Origin of the sequence: Bradyrhizobium sp. WSM1253 (genome assembly GCF_000244935.1) — a bacterium.
In the GTDB taxonomy this organism is placed as follows: domain Bacteria; phylum Pseudomonadota; class Alphaproteobacteria; order Rhizobiales; family Xanthobacteraceae; genus Bradyrhizobium; species Bradyrhizobium canariense.
This window is the reverse complement of record NZ_JH600073.1, coordinates 6053417-6071501: the sequence shown is the minus strand read 5'-3', so window position 1 is coordinate 6071501 and position 18085 is coordinate 6053417. Positions and strand designations below refer to the sequence as shown.

Here is an 18085-nt window from a genome sequence, read left to right as displayed (position 1 = left end):
TGGACGTGCCTCGTCTCGACGCGTGAAGCTCGCGAGAAAGCGGGGGTGTTAGTTGCCCTGTTGTTCTTCTGACGAACGCCAGCGCTTCAAGCGTATGGCAGTGTCTCGCCATTCAGCTCGTACGCACCGATTGCGCGGAGCTTGAATGGGCTGTGGGAAGCGATGTCTTCGCGCTTTCTGGCTATGTGGTGGCAGTTAATTACGTCTGACCTTGTCGCGACGCTTAACTTCTGCGTTTACAAGCAAGTTTTTGAAGAATTTCACCACCGCGATTGTGTGAAGTTGCGACGTATGCGTTGGAGCTCCATCGAGAAGTAGCATCGGGAGCGAGCGGGGGACTGCAGCTCATCGAGCTGACATCCAGCGCGTGGCCGATCGAGTCGGTCAACCAAACATCAATCCTCTCTGTTGAACTCTGCTGGCGCGGAACAGTCTAACGATGGAGCTCCTAAGATCCGATGGCGCCGAATTTGCCTAATCGAACAACACGGCTCGGAAAGGGCTCTGCCGCGGGTCAGCATGTACTTAGGCGATTCACGTGGGAGATCAGATCTATCAATGTGTGTCTGGACGAACTTCGCTATTTCCAGGCGAATGCGCTCGGTATTACTGGACCGCAAATGATGATCCTGATGGCGCTGACCGAATTGGAACGGAATGACGGGGTTCCGGTCAACGTGGTTGCAAAGTTAATGGAGGTGGGTTCGGCCTTCATCACGAAGCATTCGAAGGAGCTCGAGAATAAACGGTTTGTGCGGCGCGAGCCCTGCACGAAGGACGCCCGAGTCGTACATCTGTCGCTAACAGACAACGCTCGCAAACGTCTTGCAAGCATCGCGGCACAGCAGGAAGAGATCGATCAGTTTGTTTTTGATTATCTCGGCATTAAGGAATTCGCCAAATTGGCTAGCTGCCTCAGCGGAGTCAGGCATCGGCTGCAAAAAGCTCGCCTGCAGGCTGAACTACAATCCTGAGATAAACTGAAACAATCCAACGGCGACGACAAAGATCTGCACGCATCTTTCGCTACCCGTTCACGCGTGCGCGGACGTTGCAGGAGCGAGGCTGACCGCTTGCGAACGGGCTCACGGATTTTGATCTACTCCCCGTCGTAAAAGGCTCGAGCGGCAGGCCGACCAACGATTTGCCGGATCAAGTCTCGAGCAATCACATTCGACGGTCCCATCGCAATGGCCGCGCGCGTCGCGGAAGGAACGCTCATCGGCCCGCGGTAATAACTGACTCACTCACCTTGTCGAAGATGTTGTTGGGCATCATGAGCGCCCTCGACCGACTTTTTGCCTGAGATCAATGGTCTCAGAGACGCGTGGAATGCGCGAGTCCAAAGCACACTGTTTTTGGTAGTGTGTAGGTAATCAGTTTTTCTAATTTCTCATCGGACGCGCCATTTGTTGCCGCGCGATCAAGAACATCACGGACGCCCGACGAACGCGTGTAACTTGGTCGTTGAGCTCGCGATTGAGGCCGGCTTCTCTCGTGTTCTTCGAATAGACAACGTCCCGTCCTGACGAGCCGGGTTCACGGCCTGCCATCGCATTGCCGTTAAATGCTTTCTGAGGGCACGTCGGGCCGTGTCGCGCGAGATCGTTCCTATCGTTCACTTGGATCACTTTACGATCTGTTTGTTGGAAGAAGACTGTTCTAATGCTTGCGGACACGCGTTACAGCGTGAGCCGGTCGCGGCATTTCAGCAGAAGCAGGTCATCGATGAAGCGGTGGGCTTCTACCATCCCAGAATCAGGCAGTGCTGCACGACGAAGCTACCGGGCTATGCGCGCCTATTACTCCTGCCAGCGCGCAAACGCCAAGGGATTATCCCATTCTGCGCCCGCCGTGACATTCCGGCATCAATGCGTGTCGGCATTCGTCTGCAGCGGCGCCGTCCGAACAATGTGAACGACGTGATAGCCGTTGTCGTGCAGGTACCGTAGGAAGGCGGGCATCATCGCGGCGGTATGTGCCTTGGCGTCGTGAAACAGAATGATCCCCCTCCCCTTGGCATTCAGCCGGCTGGCGATGAGCTTCAGCTCCTGGTCTGGCGTCATTTCCTCCCAGTCGCTGGCCCACAGGTCCGCTCCGAACACGACGATGCCCCGAGACTGGAGTAGCTCGAGTGTCTTAGGGGTCGAGTCGAAATAGGGGAAGCGGAAGAACGGCGTCGAGGGCGCCACCGTCGATACGCCATGGAGCGCCATTTCGTCGGCCGCAATCCCACGGTCAATGTCCTCTTTTGCCTTCTCGAAGCTGATCTTCGACGCCATCGAATGCGACCAGGTGTGGTGCGCTATGGTGTGGCCTTGCGCAGCGGCGCGCCGCACGAGATCGGGAAATTGGGCCGACGACTTGCCGACCAGGAAGAACGTGGCTCGGACGCACTCCTGCGCGAGCGCCGCCAGCACCTCTTCTGTGTACGGCGGCTGGGGCCCGTCGTCGAAGGTCAGCACAACTTCGTGGTCGGCCAAGGGCAGCGTCTGGGGAAAGCTCTTCAGTCCGACCCGCGGATAAGTATTGGCGTCAACGGCGAGCACGCGCGAGGTCCCGAGCGCGTCCTTACGCGAACAGTCGGCCGCGCCCGCAGCCGTGACGCCGGCAAACAGCGCGGTCGTGGCGCTCACGAGCAGCAAGGTCCAACCGTGCAGAAATCTGCCGTCAAGGTCGTGCCCGGACGGGTGTCTGGTTGCGGCCTTAAACAAGATAGTCCTGCCGTCCTAGCGGGAGTTGCATTAGCCTGCCGGGGGTTTCAGCCGCTTCGTTCCCATTTCGGACTAGCTGATCCGCCGCAATGGACCTGCACTCAGATCGGACTACTTCGCTCCCGAGCGCATCAAATTGTCTGCAGCCAGATCATTTGCTGCTTCGTCCAATTGAAATTGGTTTAGCCGCCGCCATTGTACTTTGCCGGTCTCCACAAACGTCGGCTCGTGCAATGGTCACGTCCGACCTGCACAGTAGCCATATGGCAATATTAATTAATGCAATGGCGCGGCACTGCCGCCGGAATTCGGCGTTCCGATGCTGTTTGTCGACGGATTTCACCAACGACTGTCGGCTTGTGCCGACGGCGCTCCAGGGACCGACAATTACAGCGATTGACCTGCAATACCGTCACCTTCATGAGGCGACGATCTTCCTCCCAGAGGACATGATATCGATCGAACCGCTTAGAAACGGCGGCTTTGCCGCGGAGCCGCCAATGCTGCAGAACGCCTACTGGATGCCGACGTTCAGCGTCACCGCAGCACGACCATCGGCTCAAAATTCCATATGCTCGATGTCGATCGGTTCCTCGTCGTCGGATGCAGCCGCTAAGCGAAGGCAAACACGAGCAGGCTCGAGCAGAGCAGCGCGAGGCCGGCCGCGGTCAGTGCCAGGAAGCTACCTGAAACAAGGTCATGATTGCGCATGAAATACCCTCGATTGCACCGCAGAAGAGAGAGCAGCAATCGCTGCGTTACGTGCTTGACCGGTCAGCACATAAATTAATATTCAAAACCAGCGCATTATTCCTGCTGTTGTTAGGAGGGAAAGCATTTTTCCAGCGTGGTTACGGCTCGCTCCGCCGTCTTGCGGCGGAGATAAAGAAACCGCGCATGAGAACCGCAGGAATTGCTCAGCGCTTTCGCGTTTGCAGCTCTAAGAGACTCGGTCTGATGGAACACCTAGCATTTACACGCCGATCCGAGAGCAGATGGGCAACTTGGCTTCGGAAGAAAGGTCAAATTTCAGGGGTGAAGAGCTTGCGACGTGACACGCCGATTTAAGCCGCTTGAACCCTGCCCGGGTAGCTGTCTAGTTCGTGCTTCTTGCTGGTCGCCTCCTGTTCTCCGATCGAATCGACCACGGTCATGGCGATGTCCGAGATGCGGCCGATGATGACGCCAAATTTCAGTAAGCGCGCTGACCGACTCTGTCGTTGCGGCCTGAATGCCGCCAATGTGCTCGCTGATCGCAACAGTCGCGTGCGCGGTTTGCGTCGCGAGCGATTTCACTTCCTGGGCGACAACCGCGAAATCTCTGCCGCGATCGCTGGCGCGCACGGCTTCAATCGTCGCATTCAGCGCGAGCAAATTGGTTTGCCGCGCGATCGCGGCGATCAGCTGGACCACGCTGCCGATTCGCTCCGCCGCGACCGTCCTTTTTCCGCATCCAAAAAGGTGCCGGTCGATATGCAGGATTCAGCGGGTTTCTAACGGAAAAAACGCGTGGAACGCTGTTAGGACACAAGGCCAGGCCCCGGTCGCCTCATCGGGGCTCCCTTTTAAGTTCACGCGACCAAGTCAAGTAAGCAGTGAATCTTTACTCGTCCATCTCGCGCCCCATTATGTCGACGCGATGGCCCGCAGATGACCTCGACAGATCGATTGTCTGCGAACGTCACGGCGCTTCGCCGTGGCCGCGCGATCGCCCCTCCCATAAGCCAAACCTAGCGTTTCGAGTGTCGCCCGCCGCTGCCGACGCTCAGTGCTGACGTCTCATCTATGACGGGACGGGATCGAGTGGCGTGCGATAGACCTCGGCGTTCTCGGGGCTGGTGACCCGAACCGCACAGCCTTTGGCCTTCAAGTCCGGATGCACAATAGACAGTTCGGTCGCGAGCTGGTCCGCTCGGTCGGAGGCAACCTCGATGTTTTCGAGAATGAGGCCGCCTTGATTCTTGTACTCCTCGTCAATCACAAGATCAAAAGAGTAGTACGGCATCCGAAGGTCTCCCATTTGATCGGATTCGTCCCTTGGGGCGCATCCTTACCTCCACTCAGGCTTCGTCAGATGGTCCAGTCGGTATGGAGAGAGATAACTAGGAGCCGCATCGATTCTACCGACAAGAAAGTCGGTTTTCAGGGTCGGCTTATCAGCATCTCTTGCAGTAACACTTATCGGCTTCCTAAAAGCGCAATTTGCTAATCATGGCACCGCATCGGCGAAAATCTGCGCCAGGTTAGCAGAATGCAAAGTTTTTCCGCGCGGTTATGGCGTCGATTTTGAGCCAACGCTGCAAGGCATGAGATCCCCAAAATGGCCACGTCACGCTTAAGCTCAGCATCGGTGCGGCCTCGTCCAGATAGCTCACCAGGATCTTGTGATCTGGAAATTCAACTGAGTGACAACATCAAGTTGTCTAGGTCTACCTCCACATGGTCGGTCTTTCGGAAAGGGCCTCGCGGCCGATTTGTTTGAGGCGGTCGGGCGTCGTCTCACCTCTGATGGCGGCTTCCACAATCTTCGAGGCCACGTAAGTGCGGGCGCCGGTATCATACGGGGAAAGGCTCTCGCAGACCTCGTCGAGGATCGCGCGCAGAAGCGCGGTGGTAGCGGCATCCAACATTTAAAGATCTCCCCCATTCCTAGTGAGGAAGATAGTGCCCATTTCGCGTTTCGCGGTTCAAGTGTGTTTGATCGGGTAAGATATCTGCGACTGCCGCGCCACGCCACAGAGCGGTCTCCACCTTCTCTTTCTGCTTCTCCCAACACACGTTTTCTCGGCTTGTGCCGGCTGTTCGATTGCGGCTGGCCAGCCTCGATCGCGCTTACGTTTCGATGGACTTTACCGCATCGATGACGCGCTTGTGCTGGTCGGCGAAATCGCCGTGGCTGCCATCTTCATCGCCTGAGATGGGCGGCTAATACGTCTGTCATACCGTTCCGCGAGGTCCAGCAGTCTCTTTCTGATGAAGGGGTCTGCCTTGTCCGCTAGATCGCGAATAATCCGAGCCCGGTCCCTCAAAAACTGTTCGTCCACGAAAACACCCATTCATTGCAAACATCAGTATTCCTGAGCTCATTCCGTCGTATGGTTGTGAGTAACGCTAAGGAGTTGGCAACTGTAGTATCACGTTGTCGATCAGACGCGTCGAGCCGACGTAGGCTGCGGAGCATAGTGCAGCGGTACGCCGCAGAGGACTCTCGGCGGGCTTGAGCGTATCAGCGTCGACAAGCTCAATGTACTGCAGTCGATCGACCGTATTCAACCGCTCCTTTGCGATCGCAATCAGCTGTTCCGCGTCGCGCTCTCCTGAGCGAAACTTATCCGCTGCGGCGAACAGCCCACGGTTGATGGCAAGAGCGCGCCGACGTTCTTCCTCGCTTAGATAGCGGTTGCGACTGCTCATCGCGAGCCCGTCCGGTTCCCGGACGGTTTGTACGGTGACGATCTCAATTGGAAGGTTGAGGTCAATTGCCATGCGGCGCACCACCGCGCATTGCTGAAAATCCTTTTGTCCAAAAAAAGCGACATCCGGCTGCACCATGTTGAACAGCTTGCCAACGACAGTCGCCACCCCACGAAAATGGCCAGGCCTGAAAGCTCCGCACATTGGTTTTGCGAGCTCGCCCGGTTCGACGAAGGTCTCAAATTGAGCCGGATAGATCTCCTGTATATCCGGTGCAAAGACGATCGCAACGCCGGCATCGCGACACAGCTCTTGATCGCGCACGAAGTCGCGCGGATAGGTGCTGAGATCCTCTTTTGGCCCGAACTGAGTGGGATTGACGAAGATGCTAACTACGGTGACCTCGCATTGCGTCCGGCTGGCCGCGACCAGCGCCAGATGGCCGTCGTGTAGATAGCCCATCGTCGGCACAAGTCCGACGCGTTTATCGGCGCTGCGAACCTCTGCGAGCGCGCGACGAAGCTCTGCGACCGTCGTAATCGTTTGCATGTTGTGCTTTACATCAGGTTGGATTGGAGGGTGTCCAGTTCGCGACCGTGTCGCGAAGGCCTTCAGGAAGCCGATAGGATTCTTGCGATGTCGGGAATGCATCGTTGCGGACATCGGCTGCCCAACGCGACAGGGCCTCCTGCAACAACTGGAAACCATTGGCATAGGCGCGAACAAATCTGGGGCGATGACCTTCAGTCAATCCCAGCACATCGTGAAAGACGAGCACTTGGCCTGAGCAGCCAGTACCCGCACCGATTCCAATGGTCGGTATCCTCAGGGATTCGGTCGCTCGCGCCGCGAGCTCGGCCGGAATACCCTCCAGGACGAGAGCGAAACAGCCGGCCTCCTGTAGACGGTGGGCGTCATCGAGCAGGCGCAAGGCATCATCGGCTCTCCGGCCCTGCACCTTGAACCCACCCATGACATTGACACTCTGCGGAGTCAGGCCGAGATGGCCCATCACAGGAATTTCGCAATCGATCAGGGCGCGCACTATTTCGATACGCTTGGCACCCCCCTCGAGCTTGACAGCGTCGGCGCCACGCTGCAGGAAACCTCCGGCATTGCGTATCGTCTCCGCTGGACTGAGATGGAAGCTAAGAAAGGGCATATCGGCTACAAGCAAGGTACGAGGCTTTGTGCGTACAACGGCTTCGAGGTGATGGTTCATCATCGCCATGCTCACCGGCAACGTATCATCGAACCCAAGACAGACGTTCCCGACGCTATCCCCGACAAGGATGACATCCACGATCGGATCGGCGACGCGTGCTGTAACCGCGTCGTAAGCGGTGGTCATCGCGATACGACGCCCCTCCTCCTTCCATCGCTGCAGGACCGGAATCGTGACGCGTTCAACAGGCGGCTCTGAAATGTGGCTCATCTTAGATCCCGATCCACCCCCGCATGCTTGGAGTCGGCGCTTCCTTGGGAAGGCGAGAGTGAGCCGTCAATGGGGAAAAGGAAAAAAGGAAATTATCTCTCCAAGGTCACGGACAGACGCATCAAAGCCTCCAATGATCGCGCGATCATCAAGTAAGAACTTCTCAGCCGTTCTTTCTTCATGCGGGGCGGCTTTGGGTCACGCTGACGCACACCGCGCGACTCAGCCCAGCTTAAGCCGAGGGAGGTCCCTCAGCCGTGGACGGCTCGTTGGCATGCGGCTGTGTTGATCCATGACATCGAGGCCGCCCCAACCTGAAACCAGAACGAAGCCGCACCCAGCAAGGCTGCGAGCCCAAGAGGAATGAGATCTTTCGGTGTTGGAATTAGGCACGCGCTGTAAGGTACGGGAAGGCGATGTCCATTGGCAGCGTCGGTAGTAGTCGTAGTTGCAATATTCTCTCCGCGTTACCACCTCTCGCACGTAACCCGGACCCAAGGACCGAGAACATTCGGCGCAGGTTCTGTCGCCGCGCGGGATCCTTTGATTCACGAGTATGAATTTCACAGTGTGGCTCCGTTAAGCCATGTATTAAGCCGCTCGCAACCAGCGAAACCATTGATGGTCGGCCTCCCGCCGCGCCTTGAAGCGGTCGATGCATTTCTTGGAGCAAAGGGCCGTTCGCTAGCAGTAGTAACGGATCAGCCCGAACCTTCCACCGCATATCGCGCAGCACCTTACTGAGCCGTGGTGTGAACTATGAGGGCTGTTGCGCATTCCTCGCCTCCTGTCGGCATTACGCGGATATCCGCCGGGCTCGGCGCTTGAGCTCGCAGTGGACCGCCGCCCAGTCGGGCTCGGCGATGCGGCGGTGACCCTGCCGGTTGCCGGTGCCGGTCTTGGCGAACAGGCGGGCCTCCGGGCCCGCGTCCGTGAATTCGAGCAAGAGGCATCAAGCCGCGAGGGATAAGGGCTGGATAGCCGGACAGCCGACGAACGAAATCCTCTAGCTCGTCAGGCCGCAACACCCGCTCGTGGCGGCAACACACGAGGTTCAACGCTGCGATGGCGCTTGAATTCGGCGTTGGGGCGATCGTTTTTGATGAATTACACCGCATCGATTGTGCAAAGTTGCGATATCCGTTAAGTGCAGAGCCGCCCCATTTTTGAAAGACATTCGAGCCCGTTGCCGAACGCTTCTTCCCGCATTGGCGGTAGCCTGTGGCCGGAGCGTAAGTGATGTAGTGTCGCGCCAGTGCGCGACACTACGAATTGAGGTCTCTTTTTGAACGTGCATCTCGGCGAGCCTACTATATTTGGTGAAGCCAATAGGGTGCCAAGCAGTAGCTGCCGACATGTAGGCCGAGGGTCTCGCTGGGAGCCACATACTTCGGGCCACTTCTCGGCATCTCCAATAATCGACGGAAGTAAGCGCGTGAGGCCCAACAAATTGTCCCTGTCTTGAATCTTGTCAGCACGAACGAGTTTGAGCAGGGTCCTAACATTCGGCGGCACCGCATTTGGCTAAGCAAGCAACGCAAGGGGGAAATGGCCCTGCTGAGAGTCAGAAGCTGGTGCGGCGATTAACGTTGGAGATCAGATCCCTGAACGTCTGTCTGGAGGATTTTCTTCACGTCCGAGCTGAGGCACTCGGCATTAGTGGAACACAATTGGCGATCTTGATGGCGATGATGGACTTAGACAAGGATGGCGGTGCTCCGGCCGGCGTGGTCGCAAAACTGATAAAAGTCGACCCGTCCTTCATCACGCTCCATTCGAAGGCGCTGGAGAAAGTCGGATTTGTGCGGCGCAAGCCCGGTATCTGGGATGCTCGGGTCGTCCAGCTGTCGCTAACGGACAAAGCCCGTAAGCGTCTCGCGAACATCGCTGCACAACAGGAGGAACTGGATCAATTCGTTTTCGGTGAGCTTGGCATTGAGGAATTGACGAAACTGTCTAGCCGACTTGCAGCGCTCGGGAAGCGGCTCGAGAGAGCTCGCCTGAAAGCCGAACTGGACACCGGCGCGGCGTCAGCCCGAGGCAGGCGCCGACGTTAGAACGGAGGCGCTTTGGATCGTCAACTGTTGCTTATGCGAGGGCCGCATGCCCTCGTGTGAAGCACCGCCATCATGAGGAGCACATCGGCTCCTCGCGCCGGCCGGCCAGTCGCAGCGGCGACGGACTAAAGTTACCATTTGTGGATTGGGAGCTAATCGATTTGGGCCGACCAAGACGGATTCGGTGTGAGGCCAGAGTTGTCCGCGGAGCTGCGGCGCGGATTTGCGACCGGGCGAAGGCCCGATCGCGCGTTAAATCAAGACAAACGCGAGCAAGTTAGAGCCCGAGAAGTGCGATGCCGGTGCTGATCAAGGCCAAGAGGCTGCCCGAAATAACGGCATGATTCCGTATGGCGTCCTCGATTGCTATATAAGCAAATGCAGCCGCCGTTGCATTCCCTACATTGTGTGATCAGACTTTTTGTTCTAATCCGACGCACAATTCCTTCCGTTGTCGGGAAAGAAAGCATGTTTTCGTCGTAGTCACGACGACGTTAGCCGTTTTGCGGTGAGACAACCGGGATATCATTTATCGGATTTCGCGAACCAGATCCGCTGCGTCTTATTGTGCTGCAGGTTTCGCAGCCCCCTTGACTCATTGCGAAAGCATTGCTGTGAGCCCTTTCACAATTGCGATACAGTTTTTTTTCCAATCTTGTCGAATGCGCGGCCTCTTCATTCTCCTTGTGACCTTTGTAGTCGTGTTGGCGGCACGCGGTCAGCACCATACTGGCTTCATACCGCGACCGACCGCGCCCATGCCACGGGTCAACGTACCCTAAGATCTGTTGGGATTCAGAATTCACAGATTGGAAGGTCCGTGATTCTCGCTCCGCAAGGAGTTGATCGACGCAACAATCGTCGACGCTCAAGCAAATTTTGCAGCGGACGAATTCGGGACACTGCCGCGGTGTGCACGTCGGCGCCGAGGATCCAACTGCGATGGCGCTGGCGGGCACGCTTGCGCTCGTCGGCTGGCGAGGTCATGCAACGGCAATTTGAGGCGGGGCCCGATCTCTGCAAAGCCGGCCTTCAGGTACAATGCTGAGTTGGGGCTGCGGCTCCACATCGGTTGATTGGGCGCTCCCACTTCAAGTTGGCCCCAGCCTTTTGTCGTCCCCAGGCCCACCGCGGCCCTAATGAGGCGCATCGCAACCCCAGACGACCGCTGATCCGGGACGACGTAGAGCTCAGTAATGATGCCGTAGGTTCCGCGCGCAAAAAGCGCAGCACTTTCCGACAACATGATGATGCCGACCGGGCATTCCTCTGAAAAAGCTAGAAATCCTGAGACGCGCTCATTCATGGCGAGGAGGTCGGCGACTAGCTGCTCATCTAGTACTGGCTGCGTGTGGCCGGCCCTAAGTTCAGCAAGCAGGGCAGCAACCATCTTGGTCACCGTTCCAGCGTCATCGAGAGACACTTCACGTGTGGTCACCATTTCAAATTCTCCTTCACCCAGTCCGCCCGCTGCGTCGGAGCAAGAACGTTGCCGCAGCATTGAGCCAGAGCAGATATGCCGCCATATTAAACGTCAGATGACACCTTTGTTCACACCATTGAGAGGCGATAAGCCTTTCGCTTTGCTCGTGGCTGAAACTGTCGCCAGCAGATCGTGAAGGAGCAGTGATGGGTGCTCGCTCGCGATCTGCGATTCTAGGGCCGACAGGAAACGATTAGATCAACAACAGGCCCCCATCACACAACTTCAATGATAGTGCATTCGGCGAAGAAGCCATTCCAGATCAGCAGCGCTCCATTCCCTCAAGCGCGAATAGCTAATTGATACTCTCAAAGAAAGATCGACCGCGCGAGTCAAAGACAAGCTATATTTCGCCGCAATTGGACAAACCGCTTTCTTAAATTGACGGCGAACGGATCGTTTATTGTCGCGTTAGAAAACGCCCGCAACGCTTCACTGTCTCAATCAGTCCTTCCACACTGATGGCCTCGCGTATAGGCCCTCCTTTCGCGAGTCGGCTGCTGATCTTCTCTCAATCCCGCGATGCGGGGCAGTTGTATGACGATAGACCCTCCTCACGTCGATGCACTGCGAACACGAGCTACTCAGACAATTCAGAGCAATTCTGCGGTGATCCACACGGGCCATCGCCACTGTCGCACCACGCCTCCCAAATTGTCGCGGGCTAGTCAGATCGGCTGCTATCTTCCCCCTGAGGTACGCTTTTCAGTGCACGCAAATGATCGTACAATTAAGACACGGACGAACTAACGAAGCTGATTAACTTTCGATCTTGCGCAGACTGCGCATCAGTTATGCCAATGGACTTCCGAGCGCTTGGATGGCGCTATTCAGTCAAAAGAGGTTTGCAATCCAGCTTTCGGTCGAGCTTGAAGATGGCACCTGCCGAAAATGTGATGATCTGAGCAGGTTCACATCCAGTTGCGGGCGAAGTCGACGAGTCCGCCGGCTGTCAATCAGCGCCTTTTAATGGCAGAATTCCCCGTCAGTATGGATTTTGTGCGGCGGCACCCGATCTTGGCCCGCGCACAATAGTTTGCGCCGTTTTATCTGGAAGTTCATCCAACCGTCCGCTGTTTTGCGAGGCCCTGCTCGAGCGACGATCGGAGTTGACACTGGTTCTTCAGGATTCATCCCGAGCGAGATGCACCGCCTCCCGTGCGCGCGCTTTTTCGACGCTCTATCGCTATATTACGCCAGATTTCTGCATCGCGAGTGCGGTAATCTAGCAATTGCTGAGAGTTCAGCACGCATGGACGAGGTATGCGAGTGGCGCCCCAACAAATGATTCATTTATGTTCAAAGCTATCCAGATGTGAGAACTCATCGACAATCTGAACTCCTGGGTAAATTGATGACCCAAGCGTTGAGCGACCGTGGCTTACGATGTTCAACTACAGTGCGAGCGGCTCGACTACCAAAATGATGCCCACGACCGCGCAGGACGTGATCCTGGCCAGAAGCTGCGCATCATCGTGCCTCCTTCTCAACTCTGGACTCCTCGGTCCAGCGAGGCACGGCAGGGGCTGATATGAGCCAAACGCGTAAACCAGAGACGTTTGGCGGCGACGGCATCACCGCGCCGCTCCACCATGTTACCTTTCGTCGCATCTGGCTGGCGGGCCTTCTCTCAAATCTGGGGGCTCTGATTCGCAGCGTTGGGGCTGCGTGGGCGATGACACAAATGACGTCGTCGGCCGATATGGTCGCACTCGTCCAGACTGCACTGACGCTTCCGGTTATGTTGATTGCAATGCCAGCCGGCGCGATTGCGGACATGCATGATCGCCGAATCGTGTCGCTCATCTCGCTTGGCGTTGCACTCACCGGTGCCAGTGCGCTAACAGCGCTTGCATGGCTCGACATGGTGACACCGATGCTGTTGCTGGCGTTGTGCTTTATCGTTGGCAGCGGCGTGGCGCTGATGGATCCAACGTGGCAATCTTCAATAAGTGAGCAGGTGCCGCCCGACGCATTGCCCGCTGCCGTCGCACTGAACGGTGTCAGCTACAATATCGCGCGCAGCATCGGCCCAGCGCTCGGCGGTATCGTCGTTGCGACCGCTGGCGCAGTGGCTGCATTCGCATTAAACGCGCTGCTGTATTTACCGCTAATGGTTGCACTGTTGCTATGGAAACGCGGAGCGCAGCCTTCGCGGCTGCCGCCTGAACAGTTCAGTCGCGCGATTGTTTCCGGCGTTCGGTACATTACGAATTCCCCTTCGATTAAGATTGTCTTGGTCCGTTCCATGGTGACCGGTGTAATTGGCGGCGCAATCCTTGCCCTGATGCCGATAGTTGCACGAGATCTCCTGCATGGCGGCGCGCAGACATATGGCCTCTTGCTCAGCGCCTTTGGCCTCGGGGCAGTAATCGGTGCACTCTACATCCCCGAAATGCGCAAGCGCTTGAGTGGCGAGGCAGCCATTCGCGCCTGCACGCTGTCGATGGGTGGAAGCCTTATCGCAGTGGCGCTGAGCCACGGCCTGATCTTGACATCGGCCGCGCTGATCCTGGCCGGCGCCGTGTGGATGATAGCATGGGTGCTGTTTAACGTGGGCGTGCAGCTGTCGGCGCCCCGCTGGGTTGCCGGACGTTCGCTCGCAGCTTATCAGGCGGCGGGATCGGGCGGGGTTGCCATCGGTAGTTGGGGATGGGGCAGCCTGGCTGACGCCGCTGGCGTCGAAACTGCGCTCCTGGTGTCGGGCGCGCTGATGCTGCTCTCGCCTCTGTTGGGGCTCTGGTTACCCATGCCACGCGTAGGCGCGCGCGGTGAAGAAGCCGAACTGCTCGATGATCCCAACGTGCAGCTGGCGTTGACCGGCCGAAGCGGCCCATTGGTAGTCGAGATTGAATATCGAGTTGCACAGGAGAATGCACGAGCGTTTCATAATGCGATGCAGGCAGTGCAGCTGTCACGTCAGCGTAACGGAGCATATGGATGGTCGATAGCGCGCGACATTGCCGACCCGGAATCCTGGACGGAGCGCTATCACTGCCCGACGTGGTTTGACTACCTGCGGCAGCGTAATCGTGCGACGCGATCGGAGCGCGCGCTGGACCGCGAAGCGGAAGCTTTTCACATCGGCCCTGATCCTGTACGCGTTCGTCGAATGCTCGAGCGCCCCTTTGGATCGGTACGCTGGAAGGACGATACCCCCAACAGATTCGAGAACGAAGTCCTGCTCCATGAGAATACCCCCGGCAGGAGCCGGTAGACGCGGCTACGTGGACAAGCGTTAAGCGCGACAAGCCTCTGGATCGCAGAATCGCCGGAGCAATTTGAGATTCAGACCATCGAGCCGGCTCCGCTTGTGAAGCCGGTACTTGTTTCCGGCCTCGCGCGGGAGATCATCGCCAAATCGGGTTCGCTTAGCCGGTGCCCGTGACACCCGCACAACAGCAAGCACCGACCAATCCATTCTCGTTGCCATGCGGCTCGAAACGGCGTCCACGCCGCAATTTTTCGCCCACACGAGAGTCGGTGCAAGCGTCACGAGGCTGGCAACGGACACGCTGCGGGTGACGCTTATTTAAAGCTTTACAGCGCGATCCGAATAGCACCGGTAGCACTTGGAGTCTGGATTGTCCAAAGTACCGCGGCAGCACCTGGACTGCACCTGACACAACGTTTGCGACGGGCCTGAAGTGAATGGAGTTGGACGTGTCGAGTTCAATGAACTGTCCGGGGATCCATGTACCTCAGTCGGTTCTCAAGGCCCGCGCTTCGTGAACTTCTGCCGCGCGATGCGCCTCGTCGAGGGTCAGCATCGCACTGGTCCTCAATTGCGCTCGGGTCGGTGCACGTAACCCGATCCCGCCACCGCCATGTCGGCTATGTGCGCAGCATACGCCCGAGCGCCAGCAACTGTGTCCCCGTGATCGGCTCGATGCCGTTGGCCTCCGCGAGCGGATGCGACGCGAGGCGTGCAACGACCATCTCGGCCTTCGGCGCGATGTACAGGCGCTGGCCATGGATGCCCCGGCCTTCGAAGGCGTCCAGCTCGTTGTGCGTCACCCACCACATGCTGCGGTACGAGTATCCCGGCAGCCACGGGGCCCCCTTCGCGAATTGCGCGCGGTTATCGCACTTTTGTACGTCGTCCACGACGGACGCGGGGATGAGCTGCTTTCCATTCCACTCGCCCTCGCGCCGCATCAGCTCACCGAAGCGCGCGACATCGCGCAGGGTTGCGGTTAGGCTACCGCCGGCTATTGGCGTTCCGGCGGGATCGACCCTGACGTAAGCATCCTCCTCGCAGCCGAGCGCCGACCAGAGCCTTTCATGCAGCAATTGCGCAAACGAGCGATCCGTCACGCGTGCCATCACCCAGGCCATCACCTCCGTATTGACGGTCTTGTAGGCGAACGCCTCACCGTGCGCGCCTTCTTTGCGCACCGTTCGCAGGTAGTCGCACATGGTCTGCGGCCCGTCATAGCCGATCGGCCGCTGCCAGCCGCAGGCGCGCGCATACGCGTTCACGCCAGAGTTCTCATCGACATAATCTTCCGAGTGCGCCAGACCGGTCTGCATGTCCATCACCTGGCGCAACGTGGCATCTTCCCAGCCGGTTCCACGCAGCTCGGGCAGATAGTGCGGGATCGCCTTCTTGTCATCGAGCACGCCTTCGCGCACGAAGGCCGCGGCTAATGTTCCCGCGTACGACTTCGTGACCGAAAACAACGCATGAGGCAACTGCGGCTCGAGCGCGCCCAGGTAGCGCTCGTACACGATGCGCCCGCGGTGCAGCACCACGATGCCGTCGGTGTAAGTGTCGTAGAGCGCCTCGTCAAAGCGGCGGCTTCGGCCGTTCTTGTCGTCGAAGGTGAGGGCTTCGATGTCGGCGGCTCTGTCGCTAAGCTCGAGCGGCGACGGCCCTCCCCGCCCCCGCCATACGTTGACGCTGGCCGCAAGCTCACGCATGTGCGACAGCGACCAGCGAATCTGCGGGAAATCGAGGCAGCGGTCAAATGTGATGCGCTTGTCCGGTGGCGGCTGCGCACCCTGCATCCAACCGAGCTCGCCCGGATCGGACGCGTGGCCGTCGAGGTAGCACTTTCCGTTGAATTCGAGCACGCCCATCTACAGCCCCCGGTCATTTATGCTGCCAATAGCTGCATGCAGCTTCAGCGCTGTTTCATTCATGAGTTCGCTTTCTGGTTCTCTGTGTGGCGCTCTCTGGTCCACACCGCGGGCGCTGTCCGCCCATGGCTGTAGCTGATCAAATGCCGCCGAGGCCTGCAGCAGCCCCTTGCACCATAGCGTGGTCGCGGGCCTCTGCGGTCGGCGGTCGCGAGAACGATTTGCATCAGCGCTCCCTGCCGTTTCGGCGGATTTCCTGAATAGCAGACCAGGGAAGCACGCGAGGGGAGCTCCGTTATGGAACCGATGAGGACATCGGAGGCTCCCAATGTGGGCGTATGCATATACGACTCGTGAAAGCCAACCGCCCGGTCGAAGCCGGCTCGCACCTCGTCCTCCTTTACCGCGCGCCCACCGAGCGGGTCCGCCTGCGCGGGCGGCGGGAAGAACACACGCACCTCGCCTCGCGGAATTGTCGGATAGCCGGTGGAAGGCGAGTGCGATGCCGATGGCCATCGAGCCGCGCATGTTGTGATCGCTGGCACGAATGGGGCCAGCGGCAGTTCCATTTCAACATAGAGGCCGGCGTGAAAGGTCTTGGGGCCACGACGCCGAAGTGCTGCAGCATTCCGCAGATGCGCTGGTGCGTTTTCGACGGCGCATTGGAGATTCAGGCCAGCGATGCATCGCATGTCGCAGCTCTGTGCGCGCCTCGAGCTCGCCACCCGACAAGAAGGAGTTACTCTCATTCGGCACGCTTTGCGGTCGAAAGGCCCTTTTTCACACGCATATTATCAATCCGCTTGAGCTGGATTTCGTTAATGTGGCCCCTCCGATAGCCGGATTTCTGCGTCAAGTCGGGTAAATCCGATGTCGACCTCAAGCTGGGCGCGAGGTCTCATGCGATCAACGCTCTCAGGTGAGGAGCCTCGTGCCACACTGACGGGCAGCACTGTCGGAGTTTAGAGAGACACGGCCTCAAAAGAAAACATCAGGCTGTGGCGGATTTGCTCATCGAGAATGGCGAACCGAGACACGACCCGGAGGGTTAGTCGTCCTCGGACTGCAAATGCCGATCACCGGGCTGGTGGACCAGCGGCGGTGCCGCGCTCTAGTCCATTGCGCTCATCACTCATGGTGCTCCCTGGAAGGCCACTCAGTGGCGGAGGCTCTGCGCTCGGTACCTCGCCCAGAATCAAGCTGAGCCCGGCCTCAATGGACGGGTTTGGACGATCATCAGCGCCCAGGATGTTTCCCGCAAACTTCTGCACCGACACAGGATGCAATCGAACCTAGAATCGCCAGGCTTTGGACTCTGCCATTTGCTTGGATGCGTCTGCCGGCGAGCGAGCTTTCGCGAAGTTTTCTCTTCACTTTACCATTATCACACACCAATTCTTTCGTCCTCAGACCAGCGTCGCCGTCAAGGTCGCGGCCTTTACAGCCGCACGACTTGAGCACTGGCCTGGTGATGCGAACCACCAAGCGAATGACGCAATGCGTGCGATCGAAGCAACTTTGCGCATAAATCGAGCGACGACTGCGGGAAAATCGCCGACAACCAGCGCGAACACGAGAGTATATGGTTATTCGGCTTGCGCGGTTCTACGACGTCTGCGCCAGCTAGGGAGCTATCGATGAGTAGATCTACTCATCTTGTGCTCCGTTCAGCCGCCCTTTGGGGCGTTTCCTCCCTGACTTGGCCGTGCGAAGCTTCGCACGGCCATTTTTCGCAAACAAGAAAAGTGAATGAGCCGTAACAACAGCGGCATTTGGCGCGCGAAGCGATGCGTACTAGCGATGCTTCAATGTTGCCGGCGTACCGTGTGTGCTGCCAAGTCGTGCTTAATACGACGAGCGTTGAGGTCGCGGAGTCACGGCAGCCCAGGGGACGCTGTAA

General features: G+C 58.1%; 11 protein-coding genes and 1 pseudogene. 3 read left to right on the top strand and 9 right to left on the bottom strand.

What is annotated here, in order from left to right; all coding sequences use genetic code 11:
• Positions 1-458 precede the first annotated feature (458 nt).
• On the top strand, positions 459-974 hold the full coding sequence (locus BRA1253DRAFT_RS29640) for a MarR family transcriptional regulator (protein ID WP_157158646.1): 516 nt from the start codon (positions 459-461) through the stop codon (positions 972-974).
• 894 nt (positions 975-1868) lie between these two features.
• Here BRA1253DRAFT_RS29640 and BRA1253DRAFT_RS29635 read toward each other — a convergent pair.
• The 7 genes and pseudogenes from BRA1253DRAFT_RS29635 to BRA1253DRAFT_RS43880 all read right to left on the bottom strand — a co-directional run bounded on the left by BRA1253DRAFT_RS29635 (position 1869) and on the right by BRA1253DRAFT_RS43880 (position 8509).
• Positions 1869-2642, bottom strand: a complete 774-nt coding sequence (locus BRA1253DRAFT_RS29635) for a polysaccharide deacetylase family protein (protein WP_035995511.1) — start codon at positions 2640-2642, stop codon at positions 1869-1871.
• A 1178-nt stretch (positions 2643-3820) separates the two neighbouring features.
• Positions 3821-4163 (bottom strand): annotated as a pseudogene (locus BRA1253DRAFT_RS45530) (methyl-accepting chemotaxis protein); the annotation flags it as partial.
• Between the two features lie 334 nt (positions 4164-4497).
• Entirely contained in the window at positions 4498-4719 is a 222-nt protein-coding gene (locus tag BRA1253DRAFT_RS29625) for a hypothetical protein (RefSeq protein ID WP_007600487.1), read from the bottom strand.
• A 424-nt stretch (positions 4720-5143) separates the two neighbouring features.
• On the bottom strand, positions 5144-5344 hold the full coding sequence (locus BRA1253DRAFT_RS29620) for a hypothetical protein (protein WP_007600485.1): 201 nt from the start codon (positions 5342-5344) through the stop codon (positions 5144-5146).
• A gap of 481 nt (positions 5345-5825) precedes the next feature.
• Complete coding sequence (panC, locus tag BRA1253DRAFT_RS29610) at positions 5826-6677, bottom strand: pantoate--beta-alanine ligase (RefSeq protein ID WP_007600483.1); 852 nt, start codon at positions 6675-6677, stop codon at positions 5826-5828.
• Between the two features lie 13 nt (positions 6678-6690).
• Positions 6691-7563: a 3-methyl-2-oxobutanoate hydroxymethyltransferase gene (gene panB / locus BRA1253DRAFT_RS29605; protein WP_007600482.1), complete on the bottom strand. Its 873-nt coding sequence runs from the start codon at positions 7561-7563 to the stop codon at positions 6691-6693.
• Between the two features lie 796 nt (positions 7564-8359).
• Positions 8360-8509, bottom strand: a complete 150-nt coding sequence (locus BRA1253DRAFT_RS43880; protein WP_157158645.1) for a hypothetical protein — start codon at positions 8507-8509, stop codon at positions 8360-8362.
• Positions 8510-9083: 574 nt separating this feature from the next.
• On the opposite strand from BRA1253DRAFT_RS43880, the gene BRA1253DRAFT_RS29600 reads away from it, so the two are divergent.
• Complete coding sequence (locus BRA1253DRAFT_RS29600) at positions 9084-9620, top strand: MarR family winged helix-turn-helix transcriptional regulator (RefSeq protein WP_007600478.1); 537 nt, start codon at positions 9084-9086, stop codon at positions 9618-9620.
• Positions 9621-10488: 868 nt separating this feature from the next.
• Here the strand turns inward: BRA1253DRAFT_RS29600 and BRA1253DRAFT_RS29595 are convergent.
• A complete protein-coding gene (locus BRA1253DRAFT_RS29595) occupies positions 10489-11061 on the bottom strand; it encodes a GNAT family N-acetyltransferase (RefSeq protein ID WP_007600474.1) in 573 nt (190 codons plus the stop codon).
• Between the two features lie 1573 nt (positions 11062-12634).
• On the opposite strand from BRA1253DRAFT_RS29595, the gene BRA1253DRAFT_RS29590 reads away from it, so the two are divergent.
• Positions 12635-14320 carry an MFS transporter gene (locus BRA1253DRAFT_RS29590; RefSeq protein WP_007600472.1) on the top strand — a complete coding sequence of 562 codons (1686 nt, stop codon included), beginning with the start codon at positions 12635-12637 and terminating at the stop codon, positions 14318-14320.
• 617 nt (positions 14321-14937) lie between these two features.
• Here the strand turns inward: BRA1253DRAFT_RS29590 and BRA1253DRAFT_RS29585 are convergent.
• Positions 14938-16185 (bottom strand): serine hydrolase, encoded by a 1248-nt coding sequence (locus BRA1253DRAFT_RS29585; RefSeq protein ID WP_007600470.1) that lies wholly within the window; start codon positions 16183-16185, stop codon positions 14938-14940.
• Positions 16186-18085 lie beyond the last annotated feature (1900 nt).

Coding starts and splice junctions, on each gene's coding strand:
- BRA1253DRAFT_RS29640 (WP_157158646.1), top strand. CDS start 459: ATGGCGCCGAATTTGCCTAATCGAACAACACGGCTCGGAAAGGGCTCT.
- BRA1253DRAFT_RS29625 (WP_007600487.1), bottom strand. CDS start 4,719: ATGCCGTACTACTCTTTTGATCTTGTGATTGACGAGGAGTACAAGAAT.
- BRA1253DRAFT_RS29620 (WP_007600485.1), bottom strand. CDS start 5,344: ATGTTGGATGCCGCTACCACCGCGCTTCTGCGCGCGATCCTCGACGAG.
- panC (WP_007600483.1), bottom strand. CDS start 6,677: ATGCAAACGATTACGACGGTCGCAGAGCTTCGTCGCGCGCTCGCAGAG.
- panB (WP_007600482.1), bottom strand. CDS start 7,563: ATGAGCCACATTTCAGAGCCGCCTGTTGAACGCGTCACGATTCCGGTC.
- BRA1253DRAFT_RS29595 (WP_007600474.1), bottom strand. CDS start 11,061: ATGGTGACCACACGTGAAGTGTCTCTCGATGACGCTGGAACGGTGACC.
- BRA1253DRAFT_RS29590 (WP_007600472.1), top strand. CDS start 12,635: ATGAGCCAAACGCGTAAACCAGAGACGTTTGGCGGCGACGGCATCACC.
- BRA1253DRAFT_RS29585 (WP_007600470.1), bottom strand. CDS start 16,185: ATGGGCGTGCTCGAATTCAACGGAAAGTGCTACCTCGACGGCCACGCG.